Source organism: Bizionia paragorgiae (genome assembly GCF_900107625.1).
Lineage (GTDB): Bacteria > Bacteroidota > Bacteroidia > Flavobacteriales > Flavobacteriaceae > Bizionia > Bizionia paragorgiae.
In genome coordinates this window covers 69,784-91,530 of record NZ_FNQK01000003.1, presented here as the reverse complement: position 1 = coordinate 91,530, position 21,747 = coordinate 69,784, and the positions used below count along the sequence as shown (strand labels likewise).

The following is a 21,747-nucleotide window of genomic DNA, read 5'->3' as shown; positions in this document are numbered from 1 at the left end:
TTTAAACTTTTCCGTTATGAAAAAATCACACTATTTAGCATCCATTCTTTCGCTCTTATCCACTTCGCTTTTTGCTCAAATTGGTGGCATTGAAGATTCAGTTAATGATGTTGGCGACACTATCCGAACTATTTTTCCAATACTACTCGGTGTAATCTTCCTTGTAGGTTTCCTGTTCAACGCAGGACATTTTTTTGGGGAAAATGCAGATTTAAAAAAGGGGATTACCCGAGTTTTAGTATTTGTATTGATTGCAGGTGCAGTAGTAGGAATCTTTACTTACCTAATAGGAATCGTAGTATAAATGAAACGGTTCGAGGTCTATAAAAACATCAGGAAAAGGGCAGTCATTTTTGGGTTGCCCATTTCCCTGTTTGCCTTGATGATGGTTTCTATTTTGGCTTCGTTGCTCATCATCATCTTCTCATTCAGCTTTGTGATGATAATTGGTGTGCTGGTCTTTAATGCTTCCCTATATGTGGCGCTGACAAGAATAGCCCACAATCCGCAACTATTCCAAATGGCAAAAGCATTTCCGCAAATCATTAGTAACAAAAGAAACTCTGGCTTCGATTATGAACAAGATTAACCTTTCGGCATATCAACCCATTGTAGATATTCAGGACAATATCGTATTTGCCAATAATGGCAACGTAGTCTTGTGCTATAAAGGGAATTTACCGGAAATCTATTCGCTTTCAGAAAAGGATTTTGAAGATATGCACGGTGCTTGGTTTCAGGCATTAAAGTCTTTGCCTGTTGGTACTGTGGTTCATAAACAGGATATCTACCTCAAAAAATCATATACTTCAGAACAACTTCCGAATACAACCTTTCTTGAAAAGGCTACACACAAGCATTTTAAAGGTCGTGGGCATATCGAGCACAGCTGTTATTTGTTCATCATCCTGACCAAGAATAAGGCTCTAAACAATCCTAAATATGTCAATCCCTTCAGAAAAGTTTCAAAGGGAATCGTACAGGAACTGGATGACAATATTAAGAGTTTCGCCAACTCGGTAAGCGATTCGGTTTCCTTCATCAACAATAGCCGAAAGATGGATTTTGTTTCGCTTAAAGCCGAAGAAATACAGCAACTGACAAACAGTTACTTCAACGGTTTTAATGAAGGCTATGATACCGATATTTTACTGGACAAAAAAAGCGTCAATATTGGCGAAAACCATTTTGATGCCCTTGCCATCAATAGCGAACTGTGCTTTGGCGAAAGTGTACAGAGTAGCAAAACCAATGAGAAATTCACTTCTGACGATTTTGTGTTTCATCAAGGGTTTATTGATGGCTTAGGGCTTACGCTTAATGAGAACCACATTGTCAACCAGATTTTGTATTTGGATAACAAACAGAAGTGGCGAAAGCTACTGGATAAAAAGATTGAAGAACTCAATAAAAGTTCAAATTTCGGTTCACAGAATAAAGTGGTTTTAGGGAAAATCCAGCACATTCTTGACCAAATCAATGCCGATGATAATGCACGAATCATCCGTGGGCATTTGAATATTGTCTATTGGGCAAAGGAAGCTAAAGAGCTCGACAAAATAACTTCAAAAATAAAGACCGAATTTAAGGAATTGGATATCATACCATACTATCCAAGAGGCGAAGAACGCAAGAATTACATCCTTAATAGTTACTGCTGTTTCTCTTCCAATTTCTCAAACAACGATTTATATGTAACCGATTTAAAACACGCGCTTTGTCTCTTTATAAATAACACCAATTACAAAAGTGATAACACCGGAATCATATTTAATGACCGTGAGCATAACATTCCTGTTCTAAAAGATGTTTGGGATGAAAATAAGAAACGAATAAAGGCACGAAACTTCGCCATTTTTGCACCAACAGGCGAAGGAAAATCTTTTTTGGCCAATAACATTCTACGCCAATATTTTGAAAGTGGCGTTCGTTTGGTCATTATTGACTTGGGTGGTTCATACACCAAATTCGCCAAACTCTATCCTGAGAAATATACGGTGCTTCGCTATGAAAGTGGAAAGAACCTTGGTATCAATCCATTTTACATAAGTGATACAAATGACCTTACACCCGAACGATTGGAAGACTTGTCGGTTTTCTTATTTGAACTTTTTGCCTCAGATTTAAAAGTTACGAAAGCTCAATCTGTATCGGTTAAAAAGATACTTCAGCATTATTATGATAGCATTTTAGAAAATCACTCGCTGGATGGTTTTTACAGTTTTATAGAAAAGAGCCAAGAAAATCTACTTGACACTCTTAAAATCCATCCCGACTACTTCAATGTTACGAGCTTCTTGCACGTAATGTCAGAATATGTCGGCGATGGTCTATATAGTTTCCTATTTGAAGTAAGCGAAGACCAGACCTATAAGATTGAAGACAAACGTTTGATAGTTTTTGAACTGGATGAAGTCAAGGACAATAAGGAAATCCTGTCTGTGATGCTCAAGCTCATCAAGTCAGCCATCCAAAGAACGATTTGGAAAAACAGGGCAGAAAAAGGCATTATCCTTTTCGATGAGTTTGCCAAACAACTGAAGTTTGAAAACGTATTGGAAAGCGTCGAGTTCTACTACCAAGCCATCCGTAAACAGAACGGTGCGATAGGGATAATTCTTCAGTCGATAAATCAACTTCCTAACAATTCAACTTCAGCAAGTATTCTTGAAAACACGCAGGTCATTTATAGCTTAAACAACGAAAAAGGCTATGACGAATTGGTCAAAAGACTCAACCTTTCCAGCCACGACCTAAATCAATTAAAATCCATCAAAAACAATCTTTCTGGTCCACGCAAATACACCGAAATGTTCATCAAAATTGGTAGGGAAAGTAACATTTTCCGCCTCGAAGTTCCGAAGGAAGTATATGCAGCTTACTTGACCGATGGACAGGAAAATGAAGAAATAATGAAGCTCTACAACGAGTATAACGATATGCAAAAAGCAATAATTCAATTCACATCTAAAACATAATATTATGAAGACAAAAATCAAAATTTTAGTAATGACCGTAGCTCTGACCTTGTTTATGTCAGGTAATGCTACCGCCCAAGGAATGCCCACTTATGACAATACCAATTTTATCAGTTTGGTAAAACAACTGTTGGAATCAGGTAAACAGACCGCTCAAATGATTAAGTCTGTAAAATTCCTAAAGGATGCTAAAGAAGCCATCGAGCAAGTATCAAGCGTAGTTCAACAACTCAACGCTGTCCAAGAAATTGCAGACAATAATCAGCGCCTTATCAATGTAATGCAAAATGATTTACAGGATATTTTAAACTCGCCCTACATCAAACCCGATGAAGTTTCAAGAGTTATGGAATCATTCGATGCAATAGTCCAAAACTCATTAGAAACGGTAGATTTTATTGATGAAGTTTTATCCAGCGATTACCTAAAAATGAGCGATGCCGAACGCGCCGAAATACTCAAACTTAAAGAGCAAGAATCGAAACAAATGGTTTCTACCATTACCACTAAAACAAAACGGTATCGAGATATTATTTCTTTCAGAAAAATGCAGGATAAAGTAAATAACCGAGAAACAGATTACTAAAAATGACCGCAACTATACTTTTAGGGATTGGGTTGGAATACATCGATGCGGTGTTCCAGACCATACAGAGCAGCAACTTCTCGCAATACACTATTGCCGGAATGAAAACGCTCGCTGTCCTATTTTTTCTGGTTAACATCCTGAAAAAGTACAACGAAGGTGTTGCGGATAAAGATGGTTATACTTGGGGATTGAGCCCAGGGGACTTGATGAAGAATTTTGCCATTGTCATATTAGTAATTTTCTCAACGCAGGTGTTAGGGTTCTTTGATGGGATATTGGTGGCCATCGAGGGGCAGTATAGGGGCACAGCACCTGCGTTATTACCATTACAAATGCAGGACATTCCTTTAGAGGAAGACGTAAGTCTTTTTGATGCTGCAAGCTCAGCAATGACCCTTTTATACGAAGCTTTAGTAACACCATTGTATGGGTTTAAGATATTGGCATTTATTCTAAGCACTATACTTTGGATTCTTGACCTATTCATTTATCCGTTGTTTTTGGCAGAGCGTTTTTTCCTTTTGGGGATAATGCAAGCGTTCTTCCCTTTGGTCATTAGCCTTGCAGTATTTGAAAAATTCCGTTCACTTGCTTATACATTCTTCAAGTTGTATGCTGCTGTATATATGTTAGTGCCGGCATTCTTTTTAGTCAATGTATTTGTTAACGCTATTTATACGGAAATCAACACCAATTTTTGGGTCAACTTATTTGGTACCGATACAGGTCAAGGTTTTTTTGCGCCTGTTGTTCAATTGGGTTCTGTTGCATTTATTGTTTTCCTGAAATTCAAATTGTACAAACGAGCTACATCCTTTACTCTTAGATTATTTACCAGCTAATTCAAATGAAAATGAAAACACCTTACAAAAACATATACAACGTCCTGAAAATGAATCGATTTATCGTACTGGCAGTTGTCATTTTTGCAATGCTTTCCAGCACTTTTTCACTTTGGATGGCATTTACAACTAATAAAAATGCGCTCAATAGTGCATTTGCAATAAATACAGATGGTAGCATTATTCCGCTGAAGCTCGTAACTCAAAAAGAGAATTTTAGAGTCGAAGCTCTGGCACATTTAGAACTGTTCCACAACTACTTCTATAACATCGATGCCAGTAACTATGAAAGGAATTTGGAAAAAGCACTTTGGTTAGGAAATAGTTCTGTGGACAATCTTTACCGTCAGAAGAAAGCTGATGGCGTTTATAACCGATTGCTTCAGTATTCATTGGTTCAAAAAGTATTGAGTATTGACTCAAGGATAAACGAAAATAATGGCTCATATAGTTTTACAACCACCACCATTTTTGAAATTAACAGAGGTTCAATAATTGACACCTACGAATTGGTTTCAACAGGAAACCTGATTATGGTTGACCGAAACTTTCCCAACAATCCGCACGGACTTCTAATTACAAATTACTTCGAGAACACTTTAAAAAAACTAAACGATGAAAGTTGAAAAGAATAAAATAGTATTCGCTGCCGTATTGGCTGTGATTTTCATATTCCTGATTTCCTATTCTGTAATGGTATTAGGCGATGATGATACTGAAACTGAAAACCTAAAACAGACCTTAGTGCCTGATTTAGAGGAAAACCAAAAAGAATACGACTCTAAACTGGATGCTATAAATGACTTAAAGAAAGTTCGTGAAAATAACGCGCCCAGCATCTATGATGAAAAGCTCATTGATTCCTTGGGATTCTACGACCCAGATTTACCAGAACGCGAAAAAGAGCGTATTGTAGATAGCATCTATGAAGCTGGCAAAATTCAATATACATCGAAACGATACCAAAACTTAGGACAGAAAAGAACTGTTCGCAAAGCGGTATCAAAAATTGATTCTACTGAAGTAAAAAGAGAACAAAAAATTGAAGCCAAAGAATTAGGCTTAGAACATCAATTGTTCTTTGCCGCATCGCCAAAACCCAACGAGTTTTCAATCATCGGTAATACTGATGAAACAATTTACGTAGTAGTAGATGGCGACCAAATAGTCAAAGCGAATACCAGATTACGAATGCGCCTTACCAAAACAGCTACCATTAATGGTAAGCTGATGCCAAAGAACACACCTATTTTCGGTTTTATAAGCTTTCAACCTAATCGTGCTCTCATTGAAATTGAAAACATAAAGCACCATCCTACAAAACTCAAAGCTTTTGATTTATCTGATGGTAGTGAAGGTATTTACGTACAGAACAATTTTCGGGCAGAAGCCACCACCGAAGTCTTGGACGATATTATTGGCGATATCAACATTCCTACCGTACCACAAGTTGGTGGTATATCCAAAGTACTCAGACGTAACAACCGAAACGTAAAAGTTACGGTATTGAATAATTATAAATTAATTCTAAAACCTAAATTATGAGAGCAACAATTTTAATATTTGCGATACTGATTTCCGCTTTCGCACCTCGACTTTGCTCGGCACAGGCTACAGCGCAAACAACTACAGTTCTCGATACCATATATGCCAACGACACCAAAAACGTTGCATTATTCTTCCCTGAACCTATTCGGCAAGGAATAACCGGTTCAGATAATTTTGTATTTACCTACAATCGTGAAAAAGAACAGTATTTTGGACTTCTTCAGGCAAAGCCTGGGAAGGAAAGTAATCTGTTGGTAGTCAATAGAAATGGTTCAATTTTTTCGTATATTGTAAGATATAAAAAACAGCTATCTAAGCTCAATTATTTCATTCCGCTATCAAGTAGTATCGGAAATGAGAAACCAATTAAGGTCGATTCGATTCTTGCTGAATCTTCTGAAGAACGTGTAGATAATAGAACGTATTACTATCAAAAATTCTGCTCGTATCTTCTTAACAGAAACCAGCGTATCGGTCGGATTAAGAAGCGAACGCAAGGCATTGTCTTGACTGTTGAAAATGTTGTTTTTGATAAGGAAGAACTCTACTTCGTTATCCAGATTGAGAATAATTCTACTTTGGATTACGATTTGAATTTCTTAAACCTTTCGATTGAAACAAGACAAAAAGGGAAAAGAAAATCGTTGCAACGCCTGTATCAAGAACCAACGTACAAACACAATCTGCCTTCAAAAATTGCAGAAAGTGAAACTGTGCGCTTCGTTTATGTATTGCCCAAATTTTCATTATCTAATGACCGTAGGGCGATTTTAGAATTGAATGAAAAGGATGGCGAACGAAACATTGAACTGAAAATATCACATAGATATATCAATAACCCAAATTAAGAATATTATGAAAAAAATTGTCGTTTTCTCGCTCGTACTGCTGTTCCTTTCTTGTGCCGATTCTGATACTAAAATTTCGGGACCAAGTGCCACAGCCCAAATCGTCATCGAAAGCTTTTATGAAAAAGATGAGGAAGCTTTAAAAGCCAACTCAACACCACAGGCATATTCTAATTATATGAATACTATAAATATGTTCAATGCGACGGTAAAGGATGATTCAAACTTTACAGTTTTGCAGGATACGATAATGGGTGACGTGGCTTGGGTAAAATATACTACAGCCTATGATAAGACACCGGGTCTTTTTAAACTGGTTAAGCAAAATGGCAAATGGTTGGCGGATGCGAGAGGCTCAAAGGATAAATCGCCTTTTTAAAAGGATACTTACTGATTTTTTTCGAGATTAATTTCCCAATAACCTTGTGTGCCACCGTGGCGTTTTATAAACCCTTTGGTTTTGAGCGCATTAATATGTTTGCCCACAGGGGATTCATTGATGCCTAAAGCTTCAGCTATTTCAGTATAAGTAATAGTAGTATTGGTTGCAATTAGTTTAAGTACTTCTTTTTGTCTTTTAGTAAGTATATCTATAGCATCTATTGCACCACCTGTTACACCACCCATTGCACCACCTGTTACACCACCTTTTTGACGATCTTCTCTAATAGTAGATTCATCAGCAACTTCTTTAGCAATAAAAGTCATTCTAAGAAAGTTATCGGAAAAACTAAAACTCTCTTTTCCATAGTGTTCTAAAATACGAGGGATGCCAGAACCTAATTGTTCAACCAGTTCTAAATCTTTAAAAATTCGCATCAGTTCCTTATTTCGTGGAACTGAAAAGCCTTCAAAAAATTCTTGCTTGCTCAATCCTTCCGGAAGACCACCAGCTGATGTGATTTCGATTCTATCGGTAAAAATCTCAAACTTTGGGGTAATCTCATTGGTATAGTCATTATGCACAAACGCATTAATGATGGCTTCTCGCAAGGCGATGGGATGCCAAAGGTTGGCTTGTTGTCTTTCTTTTGATGTGATTTTTGTGGTTGTTCTGTTCTCGACCGCAATTTTATCTATCACTTGTTTAGTAGCCTTAACTAAACATTCGTGACCATATTCGTTGCTTTCTATTAAGTCTGTTCTGGTTATGCCTGAATATTTGGCGACTTTAATTGAAGTGTTATTTTTGTCTGCCAAAAGATAGCCGGCATAATTAAAAGTACCATCTTCCGTAAGTAGTTCCAAGTTCTTTGCAAAAGCTTTACCAAGGGTGTACCCAGATTCTTCGTAGTAAATTTTTAGCTGTCCGAAGCCTAAATCCTGCCGTCCTGCTTTAATCTTGCTGATGGAATTTCGGGTACGTTTAGCAAACAGCTCATCTATCATTTTTTGGGGCATCGGTTCAGCCGCTGAACCCAAGCGAATAAAACAACCCTTTTCGCTCATCCCGTATTTTTTAAGATGATATGGTTTTTCTGGACCGCTGGCCACTATGATTTTCAGAATGTTCTTGCCGTCCCTTTCCTCACTCACAATATCAAACAGACCAAGGGCGGAAGGGCGGATGTTGTTTTTTAACCTATCCTTAATCTTTAACTGGTCGCCATCAGCATCTGCCAATCCGTAAGTATTTCCATCCTTATCGATGCCGATATGAATAATGCCACCTTCACGGTAGTTCAAGAAAGCAATGACCTCTTTTTCGAGTCCATCGGACAATTCTCGTTTATATTCTATGCGGTTTGTTTCGGTCATTGTTTTATTGAAATCGGACAGTAAAGATAATGATATTAAATTGTGAGAATTGATATAAGCTGTTGCAATAAGATTACAGCTATACCCAATGCAGGAAAATGTTTGTTGAATTTATAACCTAAAAACCAACCTTTCGATTACTATAAGTGTGTATCATTTCCAACATAACAAATTATTATTTTATCCAATCCGATTTTTCACCAATGCCCGTAATGATTAGTGTTTGAATTGCTCTTGAAAACACTACATAGTAAAGTGATTTTTCTTGTTTTAGATATGCTCTTTTTTGAATATCCGAATAAGTGTCAAAATCTGGATGCTTAAACGGCACAAGGTCTTTACTAAAGCCTCTTACCAATAAATGCTTAAACTCGTGTCCTTTCAAATTATGAAACGTTGATACAACCACAGCTTCGCTCGGTCTTTTACTTGCTTTAATATCTGTATACTTCTGTTGAAATTCGTTTAGAAGAGTTTTGGTGTCATCAACAAGTTTATTGGTTCTACCGGCAATGCAAATATCACTAGGACTTACATTGTCGTTAATTAAAAGCTTTTGAATTTCTCCAATGATATAGGAATCTTCTTCCTCTGGATTAGAAAATGTTTGATATAAAGGGTCTGCACCGTGCATTAAACTTACGTAGCCTGCATTTGTCTCAGCTTCTCCATCAAAATCATCATAGACTTCATCAAAGAGAACACTTACAGCTTTCTTTTTGATTTCTTCTGTCGTACGATAATTGACTTTTAATTTCCTAGACCGTCTTCCTCTTATGTGTATTCCCGATTTAGAAAAGTTAATTCTCCTACCATAAATATTTTGAAATGGATCGCCAACTAAAAATAAATCGTTTGCTTTTTCTGTCACTAATAATCTTAACAAGGTCAATTCTAGATTGGAAAAATCTTGAATTTCGTCACAGATAATATAAGAAAATGGTTTGTCTTCTTTATCTCTATAATGAGCTATAAGTAAATTACAAAGTTCAAACTTTGTGAAATTGGCTTCTTTAGCTTTTTTAAACTCCTCACATAATTCCCATATTTGAGTTTTATCTTGACGACCTATTCTAACCGAACGACCTATTCTTGATGTCTTATAATATTCACTTAATGTATCAACCGAATTGGATAAAATAACATCATTATATTCTTCTTGTAGAAACCTTTCATCAAAGGTTGATGGATTATATTCAATAATCTCTTTCCATATTTCTAGTTCTTGAGAACTATTTATCATTCCAGATGATGATTCAATCACCTTTGAATTTTTAGAAATATCAAATATCAATTTGTCAATATTGCTTATTTCAATTTCACTTTCTGGAATATTAAACTTTTCTGTTACAGAGCTTAAATACTGGGTCAAACTTTTTGTATAGGTTGTAAACAATATTGGCTTATCAAAAGTTTCTAATTTTTGACTTAAATGTTTTGCTCTATGTAATGCGCATACTGTTTTACCTGTTCCAGCACTTCCAGTTACTTTTAATGGCCCTTTGAATTCTCCATAGGCTATTGATCGTTGAGATGGATGAAGAAAAAGTTTCCATTTTTCAAAATCTCCTGAAAGTATATTTTCTAAATCACTATCTTCAGTAAGCACATAAACACTCTTCTGAGCATTAGGACTTAGCTCTTCTGAATCTTGAACTTTACCAGCTTCTATCTCTTCTAATATATCTTCAATTGAAATGCCTTCAGATAAATAATAGAGGTATTCATATACATCTGTTGGGATATTTGAAGCATAGCTTTCTAAATGTTCTACGCGTTCAATACTCCTTACAAGCTCTAATAAGTCGCTAGGTACTCCAATTTGAGTGAGTTCAGAATCTGTGTAGGTTTTAAATAGAACTGGTGAACTTTGAACCTTATCATTTGCAACTACTTTACGATCTTCCGTAGCTGGCTTATCATACATTTGAAAGGACTGTGTACTTGAATTCCATTCAAAGACTTTGTTTTGAGCCCAGTCCATCGCCTCGTCGTGATTATCCACCCAAAGCAAGTGATAACCGTTTCCTTCTTCTGGCGCTTGAATGATAGCACGATATTTTTGGTCAATTCTTACAGTTCTCAAAGACTGGTCTCTAAACGTACTTATCTTTTCGTAATTGATTGCACTAGACTTAGGGTCTTCCTTAAACTTTTTCATAAACTCCCTTGTCTTCTTTTGAATTTTTCTAGGAAGTGCTGAAAAAGCATCGAAAAAAGAATCGTGTATAAATAGTTTTATTGCGTGATTCATATTAATCTTCTAATTTAAAATTATCCGGACTATATACTTTGTATCCGTTCTTAATAAATGTTTGTTTTGATTCTTCATCAAATGGATTGATAACAATTTTCTTGGTATGTGTACCTAATTCTGCCGAGGCAATAATTATATCGCTTTCAATAAGATCAAAGTCATACTCAGTATTAAACTCAATATTATTTTTAAATAATACCCTAACAATATCGTGCAGAGATTCATCAAAATTCGAGAGAACTTCATTGCTTACCTCATTTTTAGGCACGACCACTTGTGGTTTAATTTCAGCATCTAATGACTCAACAGTTATATTGTGAAATTGTGTTAGATTATAAATTTTCCAAAATTTAATCCAATTTTCTTTTTCCCAAAACGGAACAATCTTGAATCCACCAAAAGCTTTTAACAGAAAATCTTGAGGGCGAATAAATACTCCAAATGTGGCTTCATCCTTAAACTTTATGCCATCAGCATAAACATAATTAGTAAGTCCTTGAGGTGCTTTTTCAATTTTAGAAACACTTCTATGAGTTAATATAGCTTCAGTATTATCGGGACTATAAAACATTCCCATCATTTTAGACTGTGAATTAAAGAGTGCCAAACTTGACCACATTTTTAAATCAATATTGGTTATTGGATTAATAATTAGATGGAAGAATCTAGTTATATTATTATTGAGAAATATGTCAGAAACGTCATAGCCTTTAAATGAAGGATGCTTTAGGAAAAACTTATCTTTAATGACTTTCTCATCTTGCTTTAATCCAAGAATATCTTTTTCGTTAAACATATTTTCAGAAAAATCTCCCCAAGTAAATGTCCATTGATTATACCTTCCAGAATCTATAATGTTATTCCTTATTGCCAAGTCAGAAGGAAATCTCGGGTGATTTTCACTTGCGTGGAATTCATATCCATCTAGGTAAATAGCAATAGATTTTAATTTTTCTATATCATCTAAAGACCTTTCTTTGTCATTAATTGAGATACGAACACAAGACATTACAAAATCCGGGCGCGTCTTTAACGTTACCCCTTGAAGGACTCTTCCTAAATTTTGAGGATATATTTTGTAAACAATTTCGTTATTTCCATAGACCAGTTTCAGTCTATAAATCTTAAGCCCTTTTTCATTATCTGGCTTAAAGGAAGATCCTTTGTATCGGTCTGATAATGTTTCTAATAATGTTACGAACTTCAGTTCTAAATCAGATTCTTCGTTGTTAGCAAATGTGCTTACGTTTTGTAGGCTCTCAATGCTATTCCATTCGTCTGCTTTTTCAATAATATCTGAAAATAATTCTTGAGCTTCAGACCTACTTAAAATTGTTCTTTCATATTGGTTTCCATAAGTATAAATACACCTATAGCAACCATCTTTACCCTCTTGTTTACAAGGACAAAAAGCAATTCTTTCATATGCTTTTTTAAGAATTTCTGTAAACACCTCGGTATCAAATAACTTGGATAAATAACCTGTACCTCCTGGTATTGTTTCATAGAAAACCAAATACTTGTCTTTTCTATTTGAAGCTTTGTTAAAGATCTCATTTTCTCTAATCAAAATATGGTCTGGTCTTCCTTTAAAATATTCTTTAAGCCCTAGTTGTAAACCCGCTTTAAATAAAGCGATTCTTTCCTCAGACCTAAATTCTTGAATAGGCAACAAAATAGATAATGCTTCTGTATTAAACTTTCTATACAAATAGATTTCATTAAATACGTCATCGATGGTATCGTCATAAATAGCTTCTCTATTCGAACAATATGGAAAGTGATATGCTCTTCGTCTATCGCTTAATTCTCTAGCTGTTAAGGGTCTTTCCGTTGACTTGCCGCAAGTTTTACAAATCACAAAACCTACTTGAGGGTGTTTTTCACCGTTTATTTCAATTTCTCTTGTGCCAAAGAAACCTTCTTCTCTAATTCCTGTATTAATTTCTAAATACTCAACATCTTGAAAAAATTCTATTCCAAAAGGAACTCTCTTTAGTACGTGAGCTCCCTGAGAAGAAGATTGGTTAATTTTTATATGAACTGATTTTTGATAAAATTTCCGTTCTCTATCATCCGAAGAATCTGTTATTTTAGAATCCTCCTTGTCATTTACAGACAAAACCCCTTGAAGTTTAACTAGTACTTTACGATTATTCAAACTAGACCAAGAGCCGTGACCACAAACAGGACATTGAGTTTGCTGTTCTTCTTCAACATCTATTTCTTTCTTTACGTGGTCGCAATTACTACAAAAACGATGTTCTTCGTAATCTTCTTGTGACTTTATTTCTAAACCTTCTGATTTTAATTTATAGCCTTGTGAGTAAAAAGTATTTGCAGGTGCAAGCTCGGTTAGCGCGGAAGAGCTAGGTCTTACTATCTCACTAAAATCTTCGTATTTATATTCTGTCTTACCATCAACTTGCTTTTTCCTTTTTATTTGAGCATTGAGGGTTACACCTGTCTCTGGAAAAGCATAATTTGGAAGTAAGCCTATATTTGTTAGATATTCTATGACATTTCGCCTATGAATATTATAAATAGCGCTTGATAAAGCTCGCTTTTCATTCTTTAAAATAATAGTTTCATTACCAGTTTCAGGCAAGCTTCTCAATCTTTTATTTACATCCTTCACTTTCTTTGCGTAATACTCTAGTTCTGCAAGTAAATCTTTATGAATTACAGTTAGACGATTTACTAATCTCCCTGAACTTAAGTCCTCGAATATTGATGATAAACTATTAGAATTTTCCCCCAACTGATCTTTATATTGGTCAACAAATGCCTCATATAACTCCGTTTTATTTGATTCTATATAAGCTGCTATTTTTTGAAACAGAAAATTAGGATCTCCAGGCCTAAGTGATTTTACACTTAGCATTCTAACCAAGGGTGGAATTTTATTTTCTTCAGGATCTAAAGTTGCCCAATTATCAAAGCAAAAGGCCATAAAATGTCTTTTCAGAATATCTTTCGCCTCTAAATAGCAAGCTGGTGTTTTAATTTCACCACTCATCATATCTTGAGGGTCTTGAAAATAATAGAGATCGTGTTCATCTCTTCCGGCTAGATTTAAAATCATAGACGTTCCGCTAGATCTACCTGCACGTCCAATGCGCTGTAAATAGTTTGCTGTTTCAGGTGGAAGTGACGAATTAAATGTCACATTTAAGTCTCCAATGTCAATACCCATTTCTAGCGTTGACGTTGCCACTAATACATTGGTGCTATTTTGCTTAGGTTGTTTTTTAAAATCGTACTCTAATTTTTCTCTTTCGTTTCTATCTATAAGCCCTGTATGGTCTTTTGCAAAAATTCTTAATGAGCGCCCTCTGTTATAGACCATTCTATAGTAATCTAACTGAGATTTTTCTATAACCTCATAATGTCCATTACACCTATATTGAAGGCATTTCATATCCTTAACCAAATCGGCGCCACTAGAACCGGTATTTACTTTATGACCACACTTTACACAGCCAAAAAACTTCACATCGGAACTTACGTAAATACTATCTTCTGCTAAACCATAATTAGTAACACCAGCTGCCACTCGCGTATCTAAGATTCTATTAGAATCTAAATAAGCTAATAACTGTGCATAGAAATCATTAATTAGTTCTTTTTCTTCTGATACAATGGTTTGAAAACACTTTTTAAAATAAGCACTAAACCAATTGTCCTTTGATGCTGCTTGCACGACATCAAAAGCTCTTGTATTTGGGCCACTTGTAAGTGCTAAAAATTTTGGCAATCTAGATGAAGGTCCAAAATTCTTCATTAAAAAGAATTGTTGATTTACATTTCCTCTATGCCCTATTAAATAAGAATTTGTACGCTCTGTCCTGTACTTTTTCAAGTAGCGGTGATCTACACCTCCTTTTGTTCTCAACCTGTGTAAAAAGCCATTTAAAAACCTAAGGAAAGGCTCTTTATCAATAGCACTACCTAATTCATTTTCATCTAACCAATACTTCATCTGGTCATATACTTCTCCCATCAATCCACTATCAAAGTGAGTTGCTGAAGCTCCTGTTTTTTCTAGGGTACGACCAATGATTGCTCGATAAGAAAACTCAGCCCATATTTCCCAAGACATTCTATTCGAGAATTCTTGGTCAAAAACAGCACTAAATTTTCCGCTTTTATTTTGATAATCTGTTATTTCTAACCTTGCCTCGCAATCTGGCGGAAAGAATTTGTAATAATACGCTTCAAGATTCCCTTTACCTTCATCATCTGAGTTTGTTCTCCAATACTCAATAAAGCGTTCATATACTTCAGATAATTTTACTGGTTCTTTTGAACCTTTCAGTATGGTTTGGATGGCGTGCCTCATTCCAAAACGAAAATTTCTATTTTCAATGAATCCCGCTTGATGGGCTGCATCTTGGACTCCATTAGTAAACGCCAATAATTTTCTTTGACGGTCGTTGGTTGGATCTGTAGCAGTTGCCAATACTTGTGCTGTTGCAATAGATTCTAATGTTGGCACTCCTGTACCAATTAAAGCTAAGGTGTTTCTTGAATTACAATGCGGACAAATCTTATCTACTCTATTACCGTCAACAATGCGAGTACCTAATATTTTAAAATACTCCGGACTTTCATAATTATCGTAAATACTTAGAGAATGTGGATGTAAATAGCCATCAATTTCATCACCAGAATGACTGTAGTCTGACGCATATATTTCTGTATATCCTTTATCTTGTAGGCTACTAATAAAGTAAAGGTTCTTATTTTGATTATTTGCTATTAAATGTTGACGTGTTCTTTTTAAGTCTTCTTCAAAATGAACATTTTGCTCTTTTTTAATTCCTATCCAACCACTACCTCCACATTCACGGCAAAAGTATGGTGGTAATGATTTTGCCTTATCATTTGGGTTACTGTCACTTTCCCATTCAAATACTGGACTAGGCTGAAGCTTGCGAACGATTTTGGAAAGACTGCGTAACCAATAGGTTATTTGTAAATAAAGAAATGGAAATTGCTTTTTACCCGACTGTTCCTTAGCATAGGTTATCAGCGACAATAGCGAGCCAAATAATAATCTTACATTATCTGGTTCTAAGTCTACATCAATTTTATCCTTCCATCTTATAAGTAGTGGCTTAATTTCAACCACTTTAGATTTTGATATCTTAAGTAGTTCAAAAAACCATTCGTTTTTCTTTAAAGCTTCTCCTAACTGGCTTGGGTTTAAATCCTCGTAATTCCAAAATTGTAGTTGTCTAGCTAAATAGGTCTCATAAGTATCGTTCTCTAAAAATGCACATTGTGCTATATTTTTAAGATTAACATTAGGGGCTTCAAGAGTATCTGCAAAAAACTCATCAGGTTCTTGCCTTTGTTCTTCTATTACTGAATCTATTGTTACTTTAACACCAAAAACTTTAGAAAAGAATTCAACTAATTCTTGTTTTCCTTCATCGCCTCCAGCTAATGTTGCAGAAGTTCCAACAGGAATAATTTGATCTTTTGGTAGTTTAAGTTTTAATTTTAATCGACGTATTAAGTTTGCTACATCTGAACCTTTTGCACCATCATAGGTGTGAAGCTCATCTAAAACGATGAATTTCAGCAAGCTTGTATTCTTAAAATTATGGTGCCATAAATTGTGAAATCTTGATTGCAATAAAGCAAAATCAAGCATTTTAAAGTTTGTCAATAAAATGTCTGGTGGTGATTTTACAAGGGTATCTCTATCTTCAATGATATGGTCTTCACCCATTCTTGTATTACGCACACCATTTTTATCTTTTCCCTCACCAATAAATAAACCTGCACGAATTTTACCTTGTAAAACGTGTTTGCCATCGGCATCTTCAAAATTGTTTATTTCTTCTGCAATTCTTCTCGCCTGATCTGTAGCCAATGCATTCATTGGGTATAGAATTATTGCTTTTATCCCTGGCGTATCTCTATTCTGGTAGCAATAATCCAATAATGGGAATAAGAAACTTTCTGTTTTACCAGATCCAGTTCCTGTTGTTAGAATTACAGGCTCAGGATTATGCCCATTTCGGGTAGATAACTTGGCAAAGGAAGCAAATTGATGGTGATAAGGATCAAACGAAGGTTTTACAAATAGGGATTTTTCAAAAATTTCTTTATCACTATCCGATGTGATTTTATCAAACGGTAGTCTAAGTTGCATATATGGCCCTTTAAACATACCTCTCCTTTCATTCAAAAGAAAGGCCTCAAAAGAATGGTCTAATGCTGCATCTTCAAAATTGAAAGTAGATCTTAAGTAATCTACTACCGCACGTTTTATTTCATTTGCTTGTAATAATGGTAGCATAGTCTTTTACTGTTCTTTTTTTAGTTGTAATGAAATTATATAATCTGATGGCGATGCATAAAACAAATCATTGTTATCAAAATCGACATCTTCATTAAAATAGTCTTTCAAAATATGTACTTGTCCATCAATGACTAGAGCTATTTCAAAATCCTTTCCTCTCTTAATTGCTTCCTTTTTTTCAGACCTACTTAAATGAAAGTAAGTGCCATTAAATGACTTAACCTCTAAGTATTTCCAGTTTGGGTTGTCATTCAATTTGTAACGTATATCGTAATGTTTGTTATCTGATTTATCTGATGTATTAGAAAAACTAGAAACCCATTCTACCTTTTCTATTTCCTCACTTTTCTTTAATGAATTAAATACTATTTGCTCTGCTTTCTTTCCAGATATTTTGTTTCGTTTCACATCTTTATCGCTGTGATTCCAACTACTTTTCTTACGGTTTTTACCATTGGAAATAGTAGGGTTTATTTTTATTGAGGAACTAAATATAATCTCTCCTGTCTCTTCTTCTTCGGGTTCAAAATCGTCTTCATTATCATTGATATCTTTAATACTTGCTAGATAACCAAGGATTTCCTCATCATTCCCTTTAAAATATAATAAGCTTCTAATTTCTGCTTCTTCAATATCTACTTCGTTTATCTTATTTTCTTTAAGCAGCACTTTATATTCAGGTAGAATCTTGATTGTATATACTTCTACATCTTTGTCTATTTCAATTCCAAACTCTTTATTTACTGCCTCTTTTAGCACATCTAAATAGTTTAGCTCTAATTCAAATCTGTTATCTAACAGAACGTTTTCAATCATTTTGGTATGAATAAGGTTTTCATACGCTTCTTGGAACGTAATTAGTTGTTTTTGCAGTTCTCTATGTTGATTTAAATGTTTCCATAAAGACGTATTAAAATCCTCCTTAAAATCAAAAATTGTAGTTTGAAACTGCGCTTTATGATAACTTATAATTCCATTAAAATTCTTATCAAACAAGTGAGAAATTGGAATTTCTAATTCACTCGTTAGTGCTTTCAAAAATTCTATTGATTGTTGGTCATTAAAATCAGCATAATTAATATTTTTAAATTGCTTCAAGATTTTAAAACCAAAATCATTTAGCACTAATTCTGCTAATTCATCTGAATCCTTTAGGGTACTAGGAAAATTCTTGTCACTAAATTCATAAACTTTAGACCAAAAACGACTTTCATCTCTTGAAATCCCCAATAATTCTAAAGCCTGATTATAATGCTCAGTTAAAGAATTTACCTCAATAGTAAAAATGGTGTCTTTGAGACTGTTTTTATCTTTAAAGATTGTTCTGTAGTTGTCTTTGTGCTCATTCACTTTAAACAACACACATAAAATTTCAGCAAAAGCTTCACATACTTTTGGGGTGTCTTTTACAATCTCTAAACTGGTATTTTGTTCTACACATAAATAAAAGCCTTGACTTGTTGGATTGGGAAGGAACTCACCTGAAAGAAGGTTCTTAAATTCCCCATTTTCAATAGCATACTTTAATGAAGAAACGAGTTTTATATTAACTTTCTTCAACTCATCTGCTTCATTTTTTTGAATAGAGTCCTTAATTGAACTTAACCTGTATGTTAGGATATATGGTTTAATTTTATCGAACCACTTTTGAAACTCTTCATCGGCAACACTTTCACGTACAGAATCTTGGTAAATCTGTAAATCAACATCTTTGAATGTTTTTACCCCAAAATATTTCGAGATTTGACTTTCCCCAGACCTTTTCGGAAAATCAAAAACCCAAAAATCTTCAGCAATTTTTGAAGGCAAAGTTGAATTATCACTGTAGTATACTTTGTCAACAGATATGTATTCTTTCTTATTACGCTTCTTTGCTAATAGTTTGTAGTCTTTAATTTGGTGGGCATAGTTATAATCCTTTTTAATCTTAAAAAAATTGAAAGCAAGATTATAGATCTTACGAGCATATTTTTCTTCAGGTTTTATTACTTCTAAATCTTGTAAAATGCCATACACTTCTTCAACCTCTAAATCATTAAAAGACTTACCAATGTTTAATAAATTCAATACGTTATGAATCCTATGCTCATCAATATTTAAATCTCTAAAGACTTGATTTTTAAAATCTATACTATTATAGCCTAACTCAGTAGCGAAATCTAAATCTGATATAAATTTAGTTTTCAGATTTTTAAGAAATAAATTCTGTAATTGATAATAAATAAAGGAAGGTTTGTCATATGCGTGAGTGACCTCCCTATCAAATGTGTGAATAAACTCATCATTATTATTATCAAAATTTAATTGCTTCAAAAGGGTGTCATCCGAAATTAACCAAGCTATTAAAATTTCAATAGAAAAATTATCAAATGTGACAATCGTTTCAAAATTTGAGATTTCAGTTACAGTATAGTCCTTGTATACATCCTTACGAGTAGCATTAGTTTTATCTAAAATGTAATTTGTATAATCATTGTTATCCCATCTACCTAAATTCTCCTTTACTTTTCTGGTTTTTGTAATCTTATTGACCCCAAGCCAAGTAAAAAAATTATCAAGATAACCTTTGCCTTTATCTTCCAACAACCAAAATTCATTTGTCCTCAAATAGTCCTCATCAGAATATATCTTATCAAAAATTATAGCGGCTACTTTTCCAGAATCAAAACCCGAACCTAAAAAAAGGCTTTTTGCATATATAATCTCATTTGCACGATTTATTAAAGGTATTTCCAAAGCAAGACTACTTCTTCTTTCAGGATTCACTTGATAGATCGAAAATAAAGACTTTACCATTTCAGTAACTATCTTTAACTTGTCATCATCATTATCCTCTATAGCCTTTATTTTATTTTCTGAAATAGCAACAATATGCCTAATAACATCTGTTATATCATTAGAGCCAATGTTCACAACACTTGAAACAAGCTGTTTTAATGGCCTTGAAGGATGTTCTTTTACTTTATTTATGCGCTTTTCTTCAATCTCTGCAATTTCCTCCTTAAAAGCTTTAGTAAACTCAATGAACAAATCATCTGACATAAATGATATTTCAGCATCATCAGGGATGAAATATTTTTCAATATCTTTCCTATTCATCATAAATGCCTGGTTGTACTCAGGTATTGGAACACCTGTATTATCTATAAGCAATGGCACTTTATTTTTTGAAGAATGAATTTTGCTAAAAGATGATTTTGACAATAATTTTATTAGTAGTGCCCGTTCTTGAATATTTGATATTAGTTCAGTAACTGAAGCTAATATTTCCTGCCAGCCTTCTTCGGAATATTCAGAACCATAATTTAAATCTACCTCTGAATCCTCTGGAATAACGAGCTCTGTAAATAACGATTCTACTTTGTTACGTAGTACCCAATTAGAAAACTCATCACCGTAAAACACCGCATCTTTAGAAGTACAATAACCGCCATCAACACAAGGAAAAATCTTTAGAGTATTCTTAAAGTCTGCTATAGTTTTATAAAAATTGGTAAGTATTTCATTTTCATTTTCTCTTTCTACAGATAGAAATTTATAGGAAGACCAATCGCTAGTCTCTTTTCTAATGTTGTTCTCAGCAATATCACCTATACTTTTAGCGATTTCTGATAGTAAATGGGTGTTGTCTTTTTTATCATTTAAATGATTTCGAGTAGGGTCAAGATTAAATGTTCCGTGTATTAAAAACGGTAAATGTGTACGTTCTTGGGTAGGAAAGTAGGTAAAAAACTTTGAATTTACATCACTTAAATCATCTTTCCAAGCTATTTTATATCTGTAGTATTGTTCTTTTCCTTTTTTTGTATTGTACAAAACATCACCAGAATCCATAATGTTCCAAGTAGCATTGTTAATGGATACTTTGGCTTCAGATTCGTTTATGACTTTGGAAAGACTTTTATCTAAAACACCCTTGCTATCTTTTACTACAATGGTTTTTATATGATTTAAAAAAAGTAATATCTCAGGTGCTAATAAACTTAATTGACTCTCAATTCCATCTATTACTTCTTCGTTACCATTAATGTATTTTAATTCAATGGTAGTTTGGTAAGCCGAAGGTTCTTTGTTTTCAATTAGTCTTGGAATTGCTAGAATAGCGAAAGGCACTTCTCCTTCGCTTAAATGATCCTCATTGTCTGTAATTAATTTACGTTGAGCCTCTTCTGTAAGCGCATTAAATTCTTTTTTAGCAATCTCTTGAGAAAAAACAACACTATCGGTTTTGGTTTTAATTTTTACTTCGGTAACCCAATTAAGAATAGAACGGAAGCCCAAACCTTTATTACCAATAAATTCTCTCTTTTTACTAGAAGTGTTTGCAATCATTAAGGAAGCAATTCCTTCTTCGGCAGTAAACGGATCTCCGTTGTTTGAGATAGATAAGGTTTGATTCTCCCTATTTAGTTCAATAAATACAGTGTCTGTCTTTGCATCATCTGCATTTTGTAACAGCTCTAATATCTGCCTACCATTGTAAGATTCTGTTGTTCCTTTCTCTAATCTATAATCTGCGGTAATTCGTTTTACTTGTTTATAGGTATCACGATTTTCCTCAATTAGTCTGAGTACATCTTTAGCAAATATGGTCTGTTCTTTGGTCAACAT

General features: G+C 34.3%; 13 protein-coding genes. 9 read left to right on the top strand and 4 right to left on the bottom strand.

Annotated elements, in window-relative coordinates:
- Positions 1-16: 16 nt before the first annotated feature.
- From BLV64_RS02805 to BLV64_RS02765, 9 genes are read left to right on the top strand one after another with little or no spacing between them, the layout of a single operon-like run.
- Positions 17-304 carry a hypothetical protein gene (locus BLV64_RS02805; protein WP_008610937.1) on the top strand — a complete coding sequence of 96 codons (288 nt, stop codon included), beginning with the start codon at positions 17-19 and terminating at the stop codon, positions 302-304.
- A complete protein-coding gene (locus BLV64_RS02800; RefSeq protein ID WP_092132140.1) occupies positions 305-589 on the top strand; it encodes a hypothetical protein in 285 nt (94 codons plus the stop codon).
- Complete coding sequence (locus tag BLV64_RS02795) at positions 576-2,978, top strand: TraG family conjugative transposon ATPase (protein ID WP_092132137.1); 2,403 nt, start codon at positions 576-578, stop codon at positions 2,976-2,978. Before BLV64_RS02800 ends, BLV64_RS02795 begins: the two co-directional genes overlap by 14 nt.
- 4 nt (positions 2,979-2,982) lie before the next feature.
- Positions 2,983-3,564: a conjugal transfer protein gene (locus BLV64_RS02790; protein ID WP_092132134.1), complete on the top strand. Its 582-nt coding sequence runs from the start codon at positions 2,983-2,985 to the stop codon at positions 3,562-3,564.
- 2 nt (positions 3,565-3,566) lie between these two features.
- Positions 3,567-4,409, top strand: a complete 843-nt coding sequence (locus BLV64_RS02785) for a hypothetical protein (protein ID WP_092132131.1) — start codon at positions 3,567-3,569, stop codon at positions 4,407-4,409.
- An 11-nt stretch (positions 4,410-4,420) separates the two neighbouring features.
- Positions 4,421-5,035, top strand: a complete 615-nt coding sequence (locus tag BLV64_RS02780) for a conjugal transfer protein TraK (RefSeq protein ID WP_092132436.1) — start codon at positions 4,421-4,423, stop codon at positions 5,033-5,035.
- Positions 5,025-5,954 carry a conjugative transposon protein TraM gene (traM, locus tag BLV64_RS02775; RefSeq protein ID WP_092132128.1) on the top strand — a complete coding sequence of 310 codons (930 nt, stop codon included), beginning with the start codon at positions 5,025-5,027 and terminating at the stop codon, positions 5,952-5,954. Before BLV64_RS02780 ends, traM begins: the two co-directional genes overlap by 11 nt.
- Positions 5,951-6,805 carry a DUF4138 domain-containing protein gene (locus BLV64_RS02770; RefSeq protein WP_092132125.1) on the top strand — a complete coding sequence of 285 codons (855 nt, stop codon included), beginning with the start codon at positions 5,951-5,953 and terminating at the stop codon, positions 6,803-6,805. The genes traM and BLV64_RS02770 overlap by 4 nt, the downstream gene beginning before the upstream one ends.
- 7 nt (positions 6,806-6,812) lie before the next feature.
- Positions 6,813-7,184, top strand: coding sequence for a hypothetical protein (locus BLV64_RS02765; RefSeq protein ID WP_034260987.1), 372 nt, complete (start codon positions 6,813-6,815; stop codon positions 7,182-7,184).
- Between the two features lie 8 nt (positions 7,185-7,192).
- On the opposite strand, the gene BLV64_RS02760 is transcribed toward BLV64_RS02765, so the two are convergent.
- The 4 genes from BLV64_RS02760 to BLV64_RS02745 form a co-directional block, all read right to left on the bottom strand.
- Positions 7,193-8,563 carry an RNA-binding domain-containing protein gene (locus BLV64_RS02760; RefSeq protein WP_092132122.1) on the bottom strand — a complete coding sequence of 457 codons (1,371 nt, stop codon included), beginning with the start codon at positions 8,561-8,563 and terminating at the stop codon, positions 7,193-7,195.
- A 175-nt stretch (positions 8,564-8,738) separates the two neighbouring features.
- Positions 8,739-10,817, bottom strand: a complete 2,079-nt coding sequence (locus BLV64_RS02755) for a UvrD-helicase domain-containing protein (RefSeq protein WP_092132119.1) — start codon at positions 10,815-10,817, stop codon at positions 8,739-8,741.
- 1 nt (position 10,818) lies between these two features.
- A complete protein-coding gene (locus BLV64_RS02750) occupies positions 10,819-17,133 on the bottom strand; it encodes a DEAD/DEAH box helicase (RefSeq protein WP_092132116.1) in 6,315 nt (2,104 codons plus the stop codon).
- Positions 17,134-17,139: 6 nt separating this feature from the next.
- On the bottom strand, positions 17,140-21,747 hold the full coding sequence (locus tag BLV64_RS02745) for a sacsin N-terminal ATP-binding-like domain-containing protein (protein WP_092132113.1): 4,608 nt from the start codon (positions 21,745-21,747) through the stop codon (positions 17,140-17,142).

Coding starts and splice junctions, on each gene's coding strand:
- BLV64_RS02780 (WP_092132436.1), top strand. CDS start 4,421: ATGAAAACACCTTACAAAAACATATACAACGTCCTGAAAATGAATCGA.
- BLV64_RS02750 (WP_092132116.1), bottom strand. CDS start 17,133: ATGCTACCATTATTACAAGCAAATGAAATAAAACGTGCGGTAGTAGAT.
- BLV64_RS02800 (WP_092132140.1), top strand. CDS start 305: ATGAAACGGTTCGAGGTCTATAAAAACATCAGGAAAAGGGCAGTCATT.
- BLV64_RS02795 (WP_092132137.1), top strand. CDS start 576: ATGAACAAGATTAACCTTTCGGCATATCAACCCATTGTAGATATTCAG.
- BLV64_RS02790 (WP_092132134.1), top strand. CDS start 2,983: ATGAAGACAAAAATCAAAATTTTAGTAATGACCGTAGCTCTGACCTTG.
- traM (WP_092132128.1), top strand. CDS start 5,025: ATGAAAGTTGAAAAGAATAAAATAGTATTCGCTGCCGTATTGGCTGTG.
- BLV64_RS02755 (WP_092132119.1), bottom strand. CDS start 10,817: ATGAATCACGCAATAAAACTATTTATACACGATTCTTTTTTCGATGCT.
- BLV64_RS02760 (WP_092132122.1), bottom strand. CDS start 8,563: ATGACCGAAACAAACCGCATAGAATATAAACGAGAATTGTCCGATGGA.
- BLV64_RS02805 (WP_008610937.1), top strand. CDS start 17: ATGAAAAAATCACACTATTTAGCATCCATTCTTTCGCTCTTATCCACT.
- BLV64_RS02765 (WP_034260987.1), top strand. CDS start 6,813: ATGAAAAAAATTGTCGTTTTCTCGCTCGTACTGCTGTTCCTTTCTTGT.
- BLV64_RS02770 (WP_092132125.1), top strand. CDS start 5,951: ATGAGAGCAACAATTTTAATATTTGCGATACTGATTTCCGCTTTCGCA.
- BLV64_RS02745 (WP_092132113.1), bottom strand. CDS start 21,747: ATGTTGACCAAAGAACAGACCATATTTGCTAAAGATGTACTCAGACTA.
- BLV64_RS02785 (WP_092132131.1), top strand. CDS start 3,567: ATGACCGCAACTATACTTTTAGGGATTGGGTTGGAATACATCGATGCG.